Genomic DNA, 17,506 nt, shown 5'->3' on the forward strand with positions numbered 1-17,506 from the left:
AAGCAGCTTATGCTTCTTCAGCCGCTGCTTCTTTTTGGATAAATCGTTTTGTTCGTTCATTCTTCGTTTCGTCAAATAGTTCGGTTGGCGTTCCCTGCTCAATGATATGACCATCTGCCATAAAAATCACATGATCTGCTACTTCTCTTGCAAACGCCATTTCATGTGTCACGATGATCATCGTCGTTTCTTGAATTGCAATGGATTTAATCACTTGAAGCACACCTGAAACAAGCTCTGGATCTAGTGCTGACGTTGGTTCATCCAGCAAAATCGCATGTGGATCGACCGCTAACGCACGGGCAATCCCGATTCGCTGCTGCTGACCGCCGGATAGTGTGACCGGATAGCTGTCAGCTTTTTGTTCTAGCCCTACTTGTTTCAATAGCTTCATACCAATTTCATTTGCCTGCTGTTTTGTCATTTTTTTCGTCACAAGCAGTGACTCTGTAATGTTTTGCAGGGCTGTTTTGTTTTTGAATAAATTATAGTTTTGAAACACCATGGCCGTTTGCTGACGCAGGTGATGGGCTTCTTTACGTGTATATTTAGACGCATTCAGCTTCGCATCGCCAATTTCAATCGTACCTTCATCTGGCGTTTCTAATAGATTTAGACAGCGCAGCAATGTTGATTTACCGGAGCCAGAAGGTCCGATAATGGCCACAACCTGCCCTTTTTGCACGTCAAGATTAATTCCGTCTAAAACGACAAGGTCGCCGAATGATTTTTTCAAATTGGTGAGCTTGATCATGTCCACACCTCCTTAATTCCGGTAAGGTTTGCTGATTTTTCGTTCAAATAGGTCTTGCAGGAAACTATAAATGATGGTGAGCACCCAATACACAATGCCAACCGCTAAATACGTTTCAAAGTACTTATAGTTGGCCGATGCAATCATTTTTCCTTGCGCAAACATTTCTGCTACCCCAATGGTAAAGGCAAGCGATGTTTCTTTTAAAAGACCAATAAAGGTATTCCCCGTCGCTGGAATGGCATTTCTGACGGCCTGCGGGAAAATAATTCTGACGTAAGACTGCCATCTTGTCATGCCGACAGATAAACAGGCCTCAAGCTGCCCTTCATCCACTGAATTAAGAGCCGCTCTAAAAATTTCTGCTAAGTACGCTGAGTTTTTAATACTTAAACCGATAATGACCGCTGTTAAGGCATCCATTGAGGTCATCGCAGGGAATAGCTGCGGAAGACCAAAATAAATGAGAAAGAGCTGAACCAAAGTTGGAACCGCTCTGAAAAAAGAAATATACAGCTTGGCAAATTGGTATAAGACAGGTATCCGGTTTTTCGTTATAAGCGCGAATACCACACCAATGATAATGGCAAATACCATGGAGACAATCGCCATGAAGATCGTTATCGGCAAGTATTGAATCAAGGTTGGAAAAACCGTCACCATATACTGCCAATCAATGTGATTCATGTCTGCTTTTCACCGCCGCTGTTGTTATTTTTTAATCGGCACTGTGACATCGTCTTTGAAATATTTCTCAGACAATTTCTTCAGTGTTCCGTCTTCTCTTAATTCTTTGATCGCTTGATTGAATTCTTCTCTTAGCTTGTCGTGCTTTTCATCTTTGGCAAATGGGTAGCCGACTTCTTCATATACGATTGGGTTGCCGACGATTTTGAGTGGAAGTCCTGTTTTTTCAATTTGAGCTAACAAGACACTGCGTCCGTTGACGTAAGCATCTACACGGCCATTTGCAACTTCATTTAAGACACCGTCTTGTGTTTCATATGTTTTGATGTTGATTTTCTTGTCTGGGTCTTTGCTCTCTAGGTTTTTGGCATGGTTTGAGCCAAGAACAGCCGCCACCGTTTTTCCTTTTAAGTCGTCAAGTCCTTTAATGTCCTTGTTGTCCTTCTTGACAATGATTTGTGTTCCTGCGTATGCATACGTATCTGTAAAGTTGAACGTTTGTTTACGCTCATCTGTAATCGCAACTTGGTTTGATACGGTATCCAGCTTACCAGATGTCAGCTGGCCCATCAGTCCGCTGAATTCACTCAGCTGCCAGTCTAGTTTGTAGCCTAGCTTTTTCGCAATGGCTTCTGTGACCTCGACATCAAATCCTACTAGTTTGCCGTTTTCTTTATAAGCAAATGGATAGCTTTGGCCTGTAGCGCCCACTTTAAGCACTTTCTCATCTTTGCCTTCACTCTGATTACCCCCGCCGCATGCCGCTAACACCGCAAGCATTGCCGCAAATAAAACAACTAGCCACTTTTTGTTTTTCATGTTCGTACACCCTTCTTTCCTCTTATGGTTGTGTAATATCTGATCGTAATTGTTTTTTAAAATAAATGGTGATATGGCCTTTGCCTAGATCCTTTTCACCTGCTCTGACATAGCCTTTACGCTCATACATGTCCATGAGCCACGGATGCTTATCAGCTGTCCCAAGAGAAACATACGGTACCTTTAGTGTGTCCCTTAGCACTTCCGTTTCAACCCACTCAAGCAAGGCTGAGCCTGTGCCTTTTTTTGCCGCTGGTTCTGAAGCAAACCACCATATATGCGGAACGCCGAATGGTCCTGGCTGTTCTCCCCAAGGCATACGGAGTGATAAGGTGGAGAGAAGCTCTCCGTTTTCTTCCATTACATAGCAAAGGTTCTTTTGTACATTTTTCTGAACGAGGGCGATATCTGCATGTGCTGCTTGGAACTGGATGCCGAGCTCACGAATCGGCTCATAGGCTCTTGTTGTCAGTTCAAGCAACGCTTCTATATCATCCTCAGTTGCCAGACGAAACGTATATCCCAACGTTAGTCACCTCACCTTTATGTCGTGTAGCGATTTTTTGGCTGTTTTAATCCGAGATTTTCTCGTAAAGTTTGTCCTGTGTATTCTGTTTTGAACAGGCCTCTTTCCTGAAGGATCGGAACGACGCGATCTACGAAGGCATCAAGTCCTTCTGGCAATAATGGCGGCATCACGTTAAAACCGTCGGCTGCTTCCTCAACGAGCCATGTCTCAATCACATCTGCTAGTTGCTCTGGTGTTCCAATGAAGATATGGTGCCCACGGGACCCTGCAACAGATTGGTAGAGCTGGCGAATGGTCAGGTTGTCCTTTCTCGCCATATTCATCACAAGGTCAAAGCGGCTTTTCACGGCATTTGACGCGCTTGGATCAATCTCTGGAAGCGGTCCGTCTAGTGGATACTGCGAAAGATCAATACCCCCTAAGTAGTTTTGTAAAATGCTAAGGCCGATCTCTGGAACAATCAGCTCTTGTAATTCTTCATACTTCGCTTTTGCCTCTTCTACTGTCTCGGCAATAATTGGGAAGATGCCCGGCATGATGCTGACATCTTCTCTCGCTCGTCCAGCAGCCTCTACTTTCCCCTTCAAGCTTTGGTAAAATTCCTTCGCTTTGTCGAGATCGTTTTGTGCCGTGAAAATGAGCTCAGCCGTTTTAGCCGCAAGCTTTTGACCATCTTCAGAAGACCCTGCTTGAATGATCACCGGCTGTCCTTGAGGGGTGCGTGATACGTTAAGCGGACCCCGTACGGAGAAAAATTCACCTTTGTGCTGCAGCTCATGAAGCTTACTAGACTCAAAGAATTCTCCTGTTTCTTGGTTTCTGATAAGTGCGTCCTCTTCCCAAGAATCCCACAGACCTTTGACGACATCGACGAATTCTTCAGCTCGCTCGTATCGTTTGTGGTGCGCTAAATGCTCTTCTCCGCTAAAATTTTTCGCTGTTTCTTCAATAGAAGATGTGACCACATTCCATGCTGCTCGTCCGCCTGATAAATGATCGAGTGAGGCAAACTGTCTCGCAATATGGAACGGCTCACTGTATGTAGTTGATGCTGTTGCTGCTAAACCAATTGTTGAGGTAGACTCTGCAATCGAAGAAAGCAGGGTGAGCGGTTCAAATCTCGTTAATACATTTGGATGAGATGTATGATTAATTGATAAGCTGTCGGCTAAAAAGAGCAAATCCAGCTTCCCTTCCTCGGCCTTTTTCGCTAATTGTTTAAAGTAATCAAGATTCATGGCTGCGTCTGGTACTGCTTTCGGATGTCTCCAAGAGGCGACATGATGTCCAGTTCCTGCGATGAATACGCCTAGCTTGAGCTTCCGTTTCGGCTGTGACACTTGTTCTTCATCCTTTCTATATCTTCCTTGTATCAAGTGATTATTTTACAAGATACATTTTTCTGATTGAATTAATCGGTTTTATCCATAAAAAAAGGGCAAATGTTGTGAAAAATGAAAAATAATTATTACTATATGCCCTTTTTACATGATTGTCAACCGCCTTCTGAACCTCCAAAAAAAGGGATTTACAGGCGTTTACGGCGGATCAATTTCAATATTTCCGATGAGCCGGTCCGTGGAGTGCGTCATCAATTGACTGCGCTCTAGTACGTTATGGGCAATCACCGAATGAGTGGAAGATACGGTGCGGACGGCAATCGCTTTTTGAGGAGAGAGATTAATGATGTTATTCCGTAGCACACGTGCTGAGACAACCTCATCAAGAAAAACGGCTGTCGGCTGTCCGATCGAACGATTTAAATAAAAGCGGTTATCTCCAATTTGGGGTGAGCCATTTTTAATATACATCACCACATATAAGGACGTTTCTTCAAAGGAATTGTCTTTAATCTCTAAAGGAGCGGTCGTATTGCTGTAGACGGCATAGTTTTGATAGTGCTTAAAACGATTCTGCCATATGAAAGCCTTTGCATTTCCTGTCACGCTGATCGTATATGAAGATGCGAGCTGTGAATGTCCTTCTTGAATAAAGTGATTGCCGTTGATCCCCGCTTCTCCCTCCTGCACCCATATCCCTCGGCTGAATTCCTTGAATTGATTATGCTGAATTAAGATATTCGTTCCTCTGACCATCGCCGCATCGATGACAGAGTAGACGGTATTGTTTGAAAAGACAATGCTGTCTGATTGATAAATACGCAGCGATGTACTTCTAAGCCGTGTGTTTGTCCCTGACTCAATATGATTTCCTTCTATTAAAATACGATTGGCCATATAGACAGACACAGCCGCATCTTCAAAAAGACTAATTTTATTACCTGTGATGTGCACGCTGTCTCCCCTCACATCAATCCCCTTTTCAAACCCTTCAATCATATTGCCAATAATGATCACATTGTTTTCCGATTGATCAAGCGGCACGCCTAAGCTCGTAATCCCTGCTTTTGTCACGCCCCCTCCCACTGCACGAATCAAATTATTCGCAATGATCATTTCAGTGGCGAAGCCATAGGAGATACTGCTGTCCGTTTGATTGCCTTCAATGATCACACCATAGCCGTTGAAATTATAGATAGAGCTGGCTGCGCCGCCTCTGACTATGTTGTTTCGAATTTGAATATTCAGCGGTTCCTCCAAGTTGGTCGCATTTTCTCCGTATCCTTCAATATCAATGCCCATTTTTGGCTCGACCCCGTTTACCCCTGCCCTTTCAAGCAAACAGTCTTCCACAATGACACCATCACAGCCTGTAATAGACATATTGTTTCGCCTTGAGTCAGTGATGGTGCAACCAGAAATATGAATAGACGAAGCTGGCGAGTACGATTCGATATGGGTCAATAAACCGTGCGGACTGACAATGATGCCGTCTCCCGTACAATTGTTGATTTGAACACGATCGATATTCACATGGGAAGCACCTTCAATACACACCCCGAAGCCCCATTCATGTGTTTTTCTTTCTGGCGGGAGTGCCTTGTACACATGCTCATCACGGTCGCCTTCAATCCGCCCGCCCCGAATGGTCACATGCTCTACCTCTCCAATATAGAAGGCTGCATATCCCCACGAATCATTTGGTTTCACTTTGATAACGGCATCTGATGCCATCTCAATACAAATATGACTTGGCACTCGTATGCCGGCATTACGAAAAGGAAAAAATTGATCCCCCCTGTACACCGCATCTATTAGATACGTTCCACTCGGCAACCAGACGTGGGAGTAGCCCTGTGCTTTTGTCCATTCCAGGCATTCGTTCAGTTTCGCTGTACAGTCCGTTTTCCCGTCAGCAATCACGCCAAAGTCTATTACATTGACAACGGGTTTCTTCAGATCAGATTTATTTACATCCCCCAATGAAAACCCCTCCTTTTTTCACATGTCCTCTTGTCATCCTATGCATGTGGGAAAGGTTTGCTTGTACGATATTTCAAATTTTATATAAATTCTTCCGAAATAACTTTCCGATGATTTTTACTTGAGCGAATTTTTCATCTTTTTGAGTCTTTACGCCTATTGAACTAACATTTTCCTGTTTTAGAATAGTTTTATATTGACACAAGAACTATACAAGAATATCATTTTTCTCATATCTCTTTTTTTAAGAAAGGATCTATGCCATGTCTACAATTGACCACGATAAAATTGTTAAAAGTGTTCCTCAAAAAGGGTTTTTTGGACATCCTAAAGGGCTTTACACACTGTTTTTCACTGAATTTTGGGAGCGTTTTTCTTATTATGGCATGCGTGCACTGCTTATTTATTATATGTACACAGAGGTGACAAAAGGCGGTCTTGGTTTCGACCAGACAACCGCTAATTCGATCATGTCTGTCTATGGTGCGCTTGTCTATATGTCAGGCATTATTGGCGGATGGCTCGCCGACCGGGTATTTGGTTCGTCCAGTACGGTCTTTTATGGCGGGGTTTTCATTATGCTTGGTCATGTCATTTTGGCACTGCCTAGCGGTGCAACAGCGCTCTTTATTAGTATGGGGCTGATTATTATTGGGACAGGTCTCCTAAAGCCGAACGTATCAAACATAGTCGGTGACCTGTATACAAAAACAGACCCTCGCAGGGATTCTGGATTCAGTATTTTCTATATGGGGATCAATATGGGTGGTTTTATCGCCCCATTAATTGTCGGAACACTCGGTCAAAAAGTGAATTTCCACCTTGGTTTCTCACTCGCTGCCGTTGGTATGCTTGTTGGACTGATTACGTTTGTCATCACGAAAAAGCCGAATCTTGGACTTGCCGGCACTTATGTCACAAATCCACTATCAGCTGCTGAACGCAAGAACTTCAAAATTTTCGGTACATTGATCGTGATTGTCCTTGCTGTTTTTGCTGTCATCGGTATTCAAACAGGAGCGCTCACGATTAATCTATTCACTTGGTTTGTCAGTGTCCTTGGTGTGCTGATTCCAATTGTTTATTTTATTGTGATGTATTTTAGTAAAAAAACGAGTGCAGTGGAGCAGTCGAGGGTACTCGCTTATATTCCATTGTTCCTAGCTGCGGTGATGTTCTGGGCCATTCAAGAACAAGGCTCAAATATTTTAGCGACATATGCAGATCAGCGAACAAACTTGAATTTCCTTGGCATGACATTAGCCTCTTCTTGGTTCCAATCATTGAACCCAATCTTTATTGTGCTCCTATCACCAGTATTTGCTTGGTTATGGGTCAGACTAGGTAAGAAACAGCCGTCTACCCCGATTAAATTCTCACTTGGCCTTCTGTTCGCAGGATTATCCTTCATCATCATGATCATTCCTGCCTACATGTCTGGACCAAATACACTTGTAAGCCCACTATGGCTCGTTCTAAGCTTCTTCCTTGTCGTGATTGGGGAGCTTTGCTTATCACCAGTTGGGCTGTCAGCCACAACAAAACTGGCACCTGCTGCCTTCTCAGCGCAAACGATGAGCCTTTGGTTCCTTTCCAATGCAATGGCACAGGCGATCAATGCACAAGTGGTCAAGCTGTTTGATAAAGTGCCAGAAACCGTCTATTTCGGGATCATCGGATTGCTGGCCATCGTTTTATGTGTTGTGATGCTATTGCTGACACCAGTGATTAAGAAAGCGATGAAAGGCGTGCATTAAATTGAAAAAGAAGCCTCCCAAATGGGAAGGCTTCTTTTTTGGAATTAAAACCGAATCTCATCATCTCCGTGGATTTGCAACTGGAGCGGTTCACTTTTCACCTGATGTTTTTTCACATAGCGGTGATAGACAACATATCCAATGATCATGAGCGGTACGCCGACATACAGCCCAATCCGCTGCTCCGCATCAAAGGCAAGACTGATTAGCACAATCGAGTTCAGCGTGATCGCAATGATCGGCAGTACCGGATAAAGAGGGGTTTTAAATTTTAGGTTTTCCAGCTTCCCGCCTGCTTTCAAATATCTTCTGCGGAAAAGCAGTTGTGATAATGTAATCGTAATCCAGCCGGTTTGGGCGCTCATGCCTGCAATAGACACGATCCAAGCAAAAACGGTTTTCTCTGCAAAGAATCCTGATAATAATGAAATACCTGTAAACAGGAAAGTGAGCAGTAAGGCATTCATCGGGATGCCCCGCTGATTGACTCGTCTAAACGCCTTGCCTGCCATTCCTTCCTTCGACAAAGAGTACAGCATTCTCGTAGAGGCATATAGGCCAGAGTTCGCCACAGATAATAAAGCAATGATAATGACAAAGTTCATGATATCTGCCGCATAAGGAATGCCCGTTCTCTCAAACACAGTGACAAATGGGCTTTGCAGCACACTCGCTTCTTTCCAAGGCACCATACCCGCTAAGACAAAAATAGATAAAACGAAAAAGACAAGTGTGCGCCAAACCGTCTGATGAATCGATCGAGGCACGGTTTTCTCTGGATTTTCACTTTCTCCTGCCGCAATCCCGATCAACTCCGTTCCTTGAAACGAAAAATTCACCGTGATCATCGTGACGACTACTGCGAGCAAGCCATTCGGAAACAGCCCGTCACTCACAAAATGACTAAAGTAAGGAGCTGGTTCCCCGCTCGTCGTTTGAATAAAACCAAACATCGCCGCTCCGCCTACGCCAATAAATAGTAAGATGGCGACAATCTTAATGGTTGAAAAGAAAAACTCCGACTCCCCGAACGCTTTCGCTGACCTGGCATTTAATAAGAACAAACACAGCCCAAATATGAGACACCAAATCCACACATCCACTTGTGGAAGCCAGCGTCTCATCAGCTGCCCTGCTGATAAAAATTCCAGCGCCACAGTGGCTGCCCAGCCAAGCCAATAAATCCAGCCAACAGCAAATCCTGCTGCAGGACTCACAAATTTCGTCGCATACGTATGAAACGACCCCGACACAGGAAGCGCGACTGACAGCTCTCCCAGACACAGCATGGTTAAATACATGATCAATCCGCCCACAATATAGGAAAGAACAGCTCCGACTGGCCCTGCTTGTCCAATCGTATAGCCTGTTCCAAGGAAAAAACCTGTCCCAATGACACCGCCAAGAGAAATCATAAATAAATGGCGGGAGGTCATCGCCCTTTTCAATTGTTCAGGCTGATTTTGTCCAACATCCACAATGATGCCCTCCTTCTTCTAAGATGTTCTGTTATCAAAACATGTCTCCATGTGATTATTCCATTTTTAAAACAACCTACTAATTATACATCTTTTATAATAAATATGCTTCCTTCTATCGTCACTGTAACAAAGTCTTTATTTTAGTAATGTTCGCACAACTATACGGTGATTCTGATCATTTGATAGGATGCCTTATATCCAAAAGAATTGCACGAAAAAACCAGCATGCAAACTTACATGACACACTGGTTTCATTTCCCTCTATTCGAGTCTCATTTCAAACAGTCATGAGTCATTTTTCTTTTGTAGACACTCTTTGATAAAACCATCGATTTCTTGAAAGCAGCGATTTTTAGATTCAGCGTGAAAAGTCGTAGAATCTGGATTGGCGAACCCATGCTGCCCCTTTACTATTTTCACGCAAAGCTTTTCCTTTTTCTCCAAAACATTCGCAACCTCCCGTGGGTTAAAAGATGCTTCAACTTCCGGGAAAAATAACAACGTATTGCAGGCAGGCTTCATATCGAGAAAATCTCTTATCCTTGAACCATAAAATCCAATGACTCCGGTAAACAACTGATCATATTGGCTGCATTGCCAAGCAATTGTTGCCCCCACACTAAAACCTATCAGACATATGTCTCTCTCTGCATTTTTCGTTTTTAACTCTTTTGCCACATTCAATACGATCTTTACCGATTCATCAAAACCAACTTTATTCATAAAGTAGTCATATGCCTCATTCTCACTGGCATAAGGGAAGTGTTTAGCCTGTCCTAATAAATGAGGACAATAAACCTCAAAACCAGCTTTGTCAAAATGATCGATCATACTCTTCATATGATCATTTATTCCGTATATTTCGTGTACTAAAATCATGACAGGTTTTTGTTTCGATGTATGCAAATGATCACACTTCCCTTTTATTCCGTTTGTTCACTGGAGGATCGTGTACTTTAAAAAGTCATTTAAGTCGACTGATCAACACTCACATAAACTTCTTTCGATGTGAAAATCATAGCATATTTTTCCATTAAATAGTCTATCTCACATTCTCATCAATCGAACTCTCTTCATCATCGTTTGAGAATGCGTTTGGTTTTATCCACCTTTTGTTTTGGGTATAGTTCTATCGTTTATCCGTTCAACCAGTTCAAGGCATAAAGTTGGTGAGATTCGCTCAAGCTAGTTTCAAATGCTTTACTTTTAGGTTGCTTCTCTGTAAGATCATATGTTGTAAATACCAACAAGAAAAGTGGGGAATAAAATGAAAAAAATGTTCTTTGCCATTATTTTAGGCGCTTGTGTTGCATTGATCACGGCATGCGGATCAGCTGCAAACGACAGCGCAAATAAACAATCTGGGTCTAAGGAATCAGGTGACCTTTGGAAATCCATTCAGGATAAAGGCGTATTAACCATCGGTACAGAAGGTACATATGCTCCTTTCACCTTCCATGACAAAAAGACAGATAAACTAACTGGCTATGATGTCGAGGTCATCACAGAAGTTGCAAAACGTCTTGACTTAAAACCAGAATTCAAAGAAACACAATGGGACAGCATGTTTGCTGGTCTGAATTCAAAACGTTTTGATGTGGTAGCGAACCAAGTTGGTAAAACTGGACGTGAAAATCAATATGATTTCTCTGATAAGTACACAACGTCTCAAGCCATTGTTGTGACAAAATCAGATAACAATGACATCAAGAAACTTTCTGATGTGAAAGGCAAAAAAGCAGCACAATCATTAACAAGTAACTATAACAAATTAGCTACAGATGCTGGCGCTAAAATTGAAGGGGTTGAAGGTCTTGCACAATCCATTCAATTGATTCAGCAAGGGCGTGCTGATTTGACGTTCAATGATAAATTGGCTGTCTTGAATTACTTGAAAACAAGCGGTAACAAAAACCTAAAAGTTGCATTTGAAACAGGAGATCCACAAGAAACGTATTTTGCCTTCAGAAAAGGCAGCGGCGAAGTCGTTGACAAAGTGAATGGCGCACTAAAAGAAATGAAGAAAGACGGTACACTCGCTAAGATTTCTAAGAAATGGTTTGGTGAAGATGTTACAAAATAATATCCTCGGAGTCGTCATTCCGTGGGATCTTCTTCAGCAATCTTTTTGGCCAATGGTGATGCAGGGGATTTATTATACAATCCCCCTTGCCATCATTGCCTTCATTATTGGTATTTTTATCGCGCTTGTGACAGCTCTTGCTAGAATGTCTAAAATTAAAGCCCTCAGATGGATTTTCTCCATCTATGTGTCGGCCGTTCGCGGAACGCCGCTTTTTGTGCAATTGTTTATTATTTTCTATTTCTTTCCGACATTTAATATCACACTTGATCCATATCCAAGTGCTATCATCGCTTTTTCTTTAAACGTAGGTGCGTATGCTTCGGAAATTATCCGTGCATCCGTCCTATCTGTTCCAAAAGGACAATGGGAAGCGGGGTATTCGATTGGGATGACCCATCGCAAAACGCTCGTCCGCGTGATTTTACCGCAGGCAGTGCGTGTATCGATTCCGCCGCTGTCTAATTCATTCATTAGTTTGGTGAAAGATACATCGCTTGCCTCCCAAATCCTCGTGGCAGAGATGTTCCGTAAATCACAGGAAATTGCTGCGGCGAACTTGGATCAAATTTTATTTATTTATATGGAAGCAGCCCTGATCTATTGGGTATTCTGCTTCATTCTATCGCTCGTTCAACACCAAATTGAAAAACGACTTGATCGATATGTCGCAAGGTAAGGAGGGAACGACATGCTAACAGTCAAAGGCTTAAACAAATCCTTTGGTGAAAATGAGATTTTAAAGTCGATTGATTTTACGATCAACAAAGGGCAGGTTGTGGCGATTCTTGGTCCATCAGGTTCAGGAAAAACAACGATGCTTCGCTGTTTAAATGCACTTGAAATTCCAAATGCCGGCTCCTTTACCTTCGATGATTTCTCGATTGATTTTTCTAAAAAAAATAAACAAGCTGATTTGCTCAAGCTTCGCCGGAAGTCAGGCATGGTGTTTCAAGATTATCATCTGTTCCCACATCGCACTGTTCTTGAGAATGTGATGGAAGCTCCAGTCCAAGTCCAGCGCCGTCCGAAAGAAGCGGTGCGAAAAGAAGCGATTCAGCTTCTGCAAAAGGTAGGACTTGAGGATAAAAAAGATTTGTATCCCTTCCAGCTGTCAGGCGGTCAAAAGCAGCGTGTCGGCATTGCCCGTGCACTTGCCATTCAGCCAGAGCTTATGCTTTTTGATGAACCAACCTCTGCGCTTGATCCTGAGCTTGTCGGGGAAGTCTTAAAGGTCATGAAGGATTTAGCGAAAGAAGGCTGGACGATGGCGGTTGTCACACATGAAATCAAGTTTGCCCAAGAAGTGGCGGACGAAGTGATTTTTATTGATGGCGGCGTCATCGTCGAACAAGGTCCTCCGGAAGAAATCTTCAAACGACCAAAGGAAGAACGAACAAAACAATTCTTAAACCGGATTTTGAATCCAGTGTGATCAAAAAGGCTGTTCTCATCATGTGAGAACAGCCTTTTTTTACCTCTTTCAAAGTAAGCGATTACATTAAGCAAAGCCATTTAAAGGGGCGTGCGAGTATGTTACGATTGAAATCGAGTGTTTAAGAAAGAAGGGAAAGCTTTTGAAGCGGGAACATCTTTTACGTTGGTTTTTTTATTTTGTTGGATTGGTTGTACTTGCTTTTGGACTATCGCTGACAGTGAAGGGAAAGATCCTTGGCATTGGTCCGTGGGACGCTTTTCATTATGGACTGTTTCAGCATTTTGGTTTAACCATTGGACAATGGTCGATCATTATTGGTGCACTGATTGTGACACTGACATCTGTTTTCACGAAATCTTTTCCAAAGATCGGCGCCCTGCTCAATATGGTGCTGATCGGCGTGTTTATTGATTTCTTTAATGCAGTATTACCTGCACCACATGGGTATTTACCTGCTTTATATGTGTTTATTACGGGCGTGATTGTGTCTGGGTATGGCGTTGGCATTTATGTCTCAGCCAACCTTGGCGCTGGGCCAAGGGATTCATTAATGTTGCTCATCTCAGCAAAAACGGGGCTGAACGTGCAGTGGGTTCGAAATGGTATTGAGTTAACCGTGCTCCTATTTGCATGGATGCTCGGCGGCCCGATTGGCATTGGAACGATTCTGACGGCCATCTTTACCGGACTCGTCCTTCGCTTTTCATTGCCACAATCGACACGGCTCTTGCAACTGCTCATTACAAAAACAGCGGAGAAACCTGTTCAGACCCTTACCCGATAAGAACAAGCCATTCTACTAAATGAATGGCTTGTTTTGTGCTAAACTAAATAGACGCAATATTCTTAAAACAGGAGATGATCCTCTGATGCAGCTTTTCCATTATCATTACTGGACACCATTTGTTGAGGAGACAGAGAAGGCGTACACCTCATTAGGCTTTGAAGTAAAGGGACGTTTCGCAAAGGAAGGTTCCTTTCCCCCTCCGCAGACATGGGATGATTTTAGAGAGAAGAAGCCCTCTTTCCGAATCATTGAGATGAGAAAGGGACAGATCAATATCACATTTGGTTATAGTAAAAAAGTCCTTTTTGATCACATCGGCTTTCTAGTGACTGATGATGAATATGATCAGCTGCTGGTACAAGCGCAAAAGAGAAACTGGGCAATCCAGACTGGGGAGCGAAGAACGTTTCTTTCTACACCGATGCGCTTAAGGCTTGAATTGCAGCGGCGGACAGATGTGATTGAAACTGGTGAAGAAGCAATTGCCGAGATGACGATCGCAGTACCTGATTTGACTCATACACCTACGGTCGATCAGTTGCTGGACGGTTTGACACAACCTATTCATTGGAAAAAGGGAGAACGTCTCTCTTTACTTGAAGTGAAGATGATAGATTCTCATGGGATGAATACGACCGATCCAAACGGTGTTCACGTCCTCACACAAGGATAAAAAGCAGCGAGATACGCTGCCTTTTTTATGATTGTTTACGGATTGGAATCCAAATCAATGTCACATGATCTGGAGAATTTATCTCTCCATCTAAAGGATACGTTTCCATCTCCATTCCCCCAGCATGCTCATATCCTGAGGCAGGAAACCATTCTGTGAAAATACGTGTCCATGTTGAATGCACAGCGGTTTCGACAGGCCCTTTTGCCTGAAATACAGCCCACGTACTGGCCGGAATCTGTTCGACTGTCATGGTCGAATCTGGTTCTTCCTCACCTTGCTCAATTCCAATGATATAGTCAAATGTTTCAAGCGTTTCATCAAAATGCGCACATACACCGATATATCCGAGTTCTCCAGCTGCATGAGCCAGTGAATCCGTCCATCCTTCTTGATTGACACGCTTCCAAAAGGCGGGAATATCCTGTTTGTTTTGGCTATTCTTTGTTGTTGTCTTTAGTCTTCTGCCCATGATTAAAAATGAATCCTTTTCCACAATTCGATAATGCATCGGTTCGACTCCTTTTATTTGAAGTTCGAAGGAGAGACGGGGGTAGGCTTTCACTGTATACTCGCCTGTTTTCACTGCTGCCGGTGTATATCCGTGATGCCGCTTGAAGGCTTTCGCAAACGACTCTGGGGTTTCATAGCCATACTTCACCGCCGCATCAATGACTTTCACTTGCTTGGTCATGAATTCTTCTGCCGCAAGGGTTAATCGTCTTTTGCGAATATATTCTGCTACTGCAATTCCCGTCAGCATATGGAATAGCCGCTGATAATGAAATTTAGACATACAGGCGGCCTCTGCCACTTCTTCGATCTGCAAAGGCTGATCCAGCCTCTCTTCCATATAATTGATACTATCCATGATCAAGTGAATCATTTTTCCCTCTCCTTCCTTTTCCACTATATCGAGAACCGCCAGCACCTTCCTGTCATTTTGTGCTTTCATTGAACAGGATGTCTGTTTCTCTTTTGCATGGGTTCATCCAATGGTACAATAAATGTAAAAAATTGAGGTCCGTTATGAAGATTTTCGCTATTCAATTACAACCTTTAGATGATAAAAATGCACGAAAACAAATAGAACAGCTGAAGCCTTTTGTGTCACTTGAAAAACGCGCCGCCGCTGAGCGCTTTCGTTTTTTGATCGATGCAAGAAGAACGCTTTTAGGTGAGGTACTGATTCGTCACATCATTCATGAGATGTACGCACTGCCTATGGAACAGATCATTTTTGAAACAGAAGGGAATGGAAAGCCTGTTGTCCGGCAAATTCCTTCTTTTCATTTTAATCTTTCTCACTCTGGTGATTGGGTCGTGGGCGCAGTAGATGATGCGCCTGTTGGCATTGATATTGAAGAGATTAAACCGATTGATTTAGCCATTGCCAAACGATTTTTTTCAGCTGACGAATATCAAGATTTACTCTCACAGCCGGCAGACCAGCAGGAAGCCTATTTCTTTCATTTATGGTCCATGAAGGAGGCTTTTATCAAGCTGACAGGGAAGGGAATATCCTATGGTTTTTCATCCTTTACCGCTCGCTTGTCAGAGGATGGACAGGCTACTTTGAGATTACCTGATCACGAAGCCCCTTGCATTGTCCAAACATATTCACTTGATCCTGCCTACCAAATGGCGGTTTGTACAAGAAAACCCGCTGCGGCTGAGCACGTCGAGATACTCACTTGTGAGAACATGCTGTCTCGCCTTAATAACGTGTGATTTGTTGAAGTGATGACTTTAGCAAATCGACGCCTCGTGCGATTTCCTCTTCTTTTACATGCCAAATGTTCAGTTGAAGTATAGGATCCTTTTGATAAGTAGAAATGAAATGGCGGTCGATCGGCTGAACCATCACAGAAGCCTTTTTTAGCTGCTGAATGAGCTGATTCATCGGAATGGACCGGTCGACACGAACGTGGGTATGAGTAGCTGGCTCCTCTTCTCCCAGCTCATAAGCACCTTGATCATTTTTCAAACAGGCCACAAGTTGTTTGGATCGAGCTCTATAGGTCGCCTGCATCCTTTCTCTATGACGCTCAAACATCCCGCTTTTCAAATAAATTTCTAAAGCAGCCTGTGAGAGCATCGAGCTGTCGATATCAATCAGCCGTTTATGTTCACTAAAGGGGCCAATCAGCTCGTTTGGTAAGACGACAGCACCTGTTCTAAGCCCCGGAAAAATGATTTTTGAGAAGCTTTTTAAATAAATGACCTTCCCCGCCTGATCATATGAATAGATCGGGTCTCTTTTTGTATCGAATTCTAAATCAGCCAAATAATCGTCTTCAACGATGTAGACATCATATGCTTCCGCAAGGGCTGCAATCGCTATTTTTTCTTGTTTCGACAGACTCGTTCCAAGCGGGTTTTGAAATCTTGGCATCGTATAGAAAAAGCGAATATCATCCTCTCGGAAGATACGCTCCAATTCCTGAAGATCGAGTCCTTTTTCCGTCCGCTGGATTCCCCGGACAGGTAGCTGGTTTTTCTCTAAGTATTGGAGGAATAGGTGATAGCCTGGCTGTTCGACCAATATGGTCTGTTTTCCATTCGGAAACGGGATGGTGCTTAAAATCGATAAAGCCAGCTGAATACCAGAAGTCATGACGATCTGTTCTGGAGAAGCAAACACTTGATAATCCGTTAAACGCTTTGAAATGATTGGCAGTAAAGATGGTAATCCATTGGTGGTCCCATAGATAAATAAATCATTTTGATACAGATCAATCGCTTGATTGATGCAATGCTGAAAATCGACATACGGAAACACAATGGGATCAGGCGCAGAGGAAGCAAAATCAATCCATGTGCTGCCCTTCTTAACGGCTGACTGATTGGTTTTCACGACAAAATAGCCACTTCTTTCTACAGAGTACAGCAAGTGTTCACGCTCTAATGTGTCTAGTGCTTTTATGACAGTGCTTTTGCTCACAGCATATTGAGCCGCTAAGTGACGAATGGATGGAATTTTCATTCCAGCATTGTATTCACCGCTCTCGATTTTGTTTTTTATATTCAACACAAGGTGATCATATTTCCTCACAGCACTACCCTCCTTGTACCGGTACAGATATCAATAACTCTTATTGTACACTTTACTTGATCCGTTTACGATAAAAAGACAGAACCGGTCAATTCAACTGAAGCATGCATGCTCGTGTAA

The 17,506-nt window shown here is 43.1% G+C and carries 17 protein-coding genes; 7 read left to right on the plus strand and 10 right to left on the minus strand.

Annotated features, from left to right (window positions below; translation table 11 throughout):
• Positions 1–7: 7 nt before the first annotated feature.
• The 6 genes from ES896_RS13570 to ES896_RS13595 form a co-directional block, all read right to left on the minus strand.
• Positions 8–754, minus strand: a complete 747-nt coding sequence (locus ES896_RS13570; protein ID WP_007498162.1) for an amino acid ABC transporter ATP-binding protein — start codon at positions 752–754, stop codon at positions 8–10.
• 12 nt (positions 755–766) lie between these two features.
• The gene (locus tag ES896_RS13575; RefSeq protein WP_007498163.1) at positions 767–1,441 is read right to left on the minus strand and encodes an amino acid ABC transporter permease; all 675 of its coding nucleotides are present in this window, start codon (positions 1,439–1,441) and stop codon (positions 767–769) included.
• A gap of 24 nt (positions 1,442–1,465) precedes the next feature.
• Positions 1,466–2,260 (minus strand): amino acid ABC transporter substrate-binding protein, encoded by a 795-nt coding sequence (locus ES896_RS13580; protein ID WP_007498164.1) that lies wholly within the window; start codon positions 2,258–2,260, stop codon positions 1,466–1,468.
• 22 nt (positions 2,261–2,282) lie between these two features.
• Positions 2,283–2,786, minus strand: a complete 504-nt coding sequence (locus ES896_RS13585; RefSeq protein WP_007498165.1) for a GNAT family N-acetyltransferase — start codon at positions 2,784–2,786, stop codon at positions 2,283–2,285.
• 17 nt (positions 2,787–2,803) lie between these two features.
• The gene (locus ES896_RS13590) at positions 2,804–4,129 is read right to left on the minus strand and encodes an LLM class flavin-dependent oxidoreductase (RefSeq protein ID WP_135226883.1); all 1,326 of its coding nucleotides are present in this window, start codon (positions 4,127–4,129) and stop codon (positions 2,804–2,806) included.
• A 198-nt stretch (positions 4,130–4,327) separates the two neighbouring features.
• A complete protein-coding gene (locus tag ES896_RS13595; RefSeq protein WP_053069919.1) occupies positions 4,328–6,112 on the minus strand; it encodes a right-handed parallel beta-helix repeat-containing protein in 1,785 nt (594 codons plus the stop codon).
• A gap of 263 nt (positions 6,113–6,375) precedes the next feature.
• Between ES896_RS13595 and ES896_RS13600 the strand changes: the two genes are divergently transcribed.
• The gene (locus ES896_RS13600; protein ID WP_135226884.1) at positions 6,376–7,869 is read left to right on the plus strand and encodes a peptide MFS transporter; all 1,494 of its coding nucleotides are present in this window, start codon (positions 6,376–6,378) and stop codon (positions 7,867–7,869) included.
• 44 nt (positions 7,870–7,913) lie between these two features.
• Here ES896_RS13600 and ES896_RS13605 read toward each other — a convergent pair whose 3' ends face one another.
• Positions 7,914–9,347 (minus strand): amino acid permease, encoded by a 1,434-nt coding sequence (locus tag ES896_RS13605; RefSeq protein ID WP_008347282.1) that lies wholly within the window; start codon positions 9,345–9,347, stop codon positions 7,914–7,916.
• A gap of 288 nt (positions 9,348–9,635) precedes the next feature.
• Positions 9,636–10,256, minus strand: a complete 621-nt coding sequence (locus ES896_RS13610) for a dienelactone hydrolase family protein (RefSeq protein WP_052320312.1) — start codon at positions 10,254–10,256, stop codon at positions 9,636–9,638.
• A 361-nt stretch (positions 10,257–10,617) separates the two neighbouring features.
• Here ES896_RS13610 and tcyA point away from each other — a divergent pair, with 361 nt between their 5' ends.
• From tcyA to ES896_RS13635, 5 genes are all read left to right on the plus strand, one after another.
• The gene (tcyA, locus tag ES896_RS13615; RefSeq protein WP_007498178.1) at positions 10,618–11,433 is read left to right on the plus strand and encodes a cystine ABC transporter substrate-binding lipoprotein TcyA; all 816 of its coding nucleotides are present in this window, start codon (positions 10,618–10,620) and stop codon (positions 11,431–11,433) included.
• The gene (locus ES896_RS13620; RefSeq protein ID WP_024424286.1) at positions 11,420–12,112 is read left to right on the plus strand and encodes an amino acid ABC transporter permease; all 693 of its coding nucleotides are present in this window, start codon (positions 11,420–11,422) and stop codon (positions 12,110–12,112) included. The genes tcyA and ES896_RS13620 overlap by 14 nt, the downstream gene beginning before the upstream one ends.
• 12 nt (positions 12,113–12,124) lie before the next feature.
• Positions 12,125–12,868 carry an amino acid ABC transporter ATP-binding protein gene (locus ES896_RS13625; protein ID WP_135226885.1) on the plus strand — a complete coding sequence of 248 codons (744 nt, stop codon included), beginning with the start codon at positions 12,125–12,127 and terminating at the stop codon, positions 12,866–12,868.
• A 142-nt stretch (positions 12,869–13,010) separates the two neighbouring features.
• A complete protein-coding gene (locus ES896_RS13630) occupies positions 13,011–13,655 on the plus strand; it encodes a YczE/YyaS/YitT family protein (RefSeq protein WP_048001285.1) in 645 nt (214 codons plus the stop codon).
• An 85-nt stretch (positions 13,656–13,740) separates the two neighbouring features.
• Positions 13,741–14,331, plus strand: a complete 591-nt coding sequence (locus ES896_RS13635) for a hypothetical protein (RefSeq protein WP_017358533.1) — start codon at positions 13,741–13,743, stop codon at positions 14,329–14,331.
• A gap of 25 nt (positions 14,332–14,356) precedes the next feature.
• On the opposite strand, the gene ES896_RS13640 is transcribed toward ES896_RS13635, so the two are convergent.
• Positions 14,357–15,217, minus strand: coding sequence for an effector binding domain-containing protein (locus tag ES896_RS13640; RefSeq protein ID WP_048001287.1), 861 nt, complete (start codon positions 15,215–15,217; stop codon positions 14,357–14,359).
• 143 nt (positions 15,218–15,360) lie between these two features.
• Between ES896_RS13640 and ES896_RS13645 the strand changes: the two genes are divergently transcribed.
• The gene (locus ES896_RS13645) at positions 15,361–16,062 is read left to right on the plus strand and encodes a 4'-phosphopantetheinyl transferase family protein (protein ID WP_135226886.1); all 702 of its coding nucleotides are present in this window, start codon (positions 15,361–15,363) and stop codon (positions 16,060–16,062) included.
• Here ES896_RS13645 and ES896_RS13650 read toward each other — a convergent pair.
• Entirely contained in the window at positions 16,049–17,386 is a 1,338-nt protein-coding gene (locus ES896_RS13650) for an aminotransferase-like domain-containing protein (protein ID WP_135226887.1), read from the minus strand. The genes ES896_RS13645 and ES896_RS13650 overlap by 14 nt on opposite strands.
• Positions 17,387–17,506: the final 120 nt, after the last annotated feature.

This window comes from Bacillus sp. 005/A4HT-01/001, assembly GCF_004634445.1.
Lineage (GTDB): Bacteria > Bacillota > Bacilli > Bacillales > Bacillaceae > Bacillus > Bacillus altitudinis.